Origin of the sequence: Shewanella sp. 4t3-1-2LB, from assembly GCF_017368415.1 — a bacterium.
Taxonomy (GTDB): domain Bacteria; phylum Pseudomonadota; class Gammaproteobacteria; order Enterobacterales; family Shewanellaceae; genus Shewanella; species Shewanella fodinae.
In genome coordinates this window covers 1-557 of record NZ_JAFNJD010000131.1, presented here as the reverse complement: position 1 = coordinate 557, position 557 = coordinate 1, and the positions used below count along the sequence as shown (strand labels likewise).

The following is a 557-nucleotide window of genomic DNA, read 5'->3' as shown; positions in this document are numbered from 1 at the left end:
TGTACCAAGCATCATGTAAAGCTAGTCGATAGCTGTCCTCAATGTGGCATAGCATTGAACTATGTGTGGAATGAATCAATTACTCATTGTTCCTGTGGTTTTGATTTAACGAAGGCTATTGCATCTGAGGCCTCAAAGGATCTGCTTCAGTTGTCTGGTTGCTTTGATGCTGGCCAGTCTCAGAGGTTGCCTAACGTTCTATCACCTATTTCTGTATCTGAGCGATTATCCGCGCTGCTATGGTTCCATAAGCGCTACTCTCGTCCGTTATTAGATGGCATAGATTACTTTGAAAAATGGGCATCTCAGCTTTACCGAGAGTTGGATGAAATCACAGCTAACACTGAGCAATACATGCTTGATGTGTTTAATCGAACCTTTTTTAGCAAAGTCTATGGCGACATCATCGCCACTGCTGCTAATTTTGACACTATTAGCCGTGGTAATTCATTTATTCACCGCACAGTGATGTCATATTTTTCTGCATTTACAGAACGTTTCCCGCGTTCAAAAACACCTAATCAAGCCGATTTGTTGCTAAGTATTGCTGAAACGGC

The 557-nt window shown here is 42.0% G+C and carries 1 pseudogene; it reads left to right on the top strand.

Features of this window, described 5'->3' with window-relative positions:
- Positions 1-63: 63 nt before the first annotated feature.
- A pseudogene (locus tag J3L11_RS18940) lies at positions 64-557 on the top strand (hypothetical protein); the annotation flags it as partial.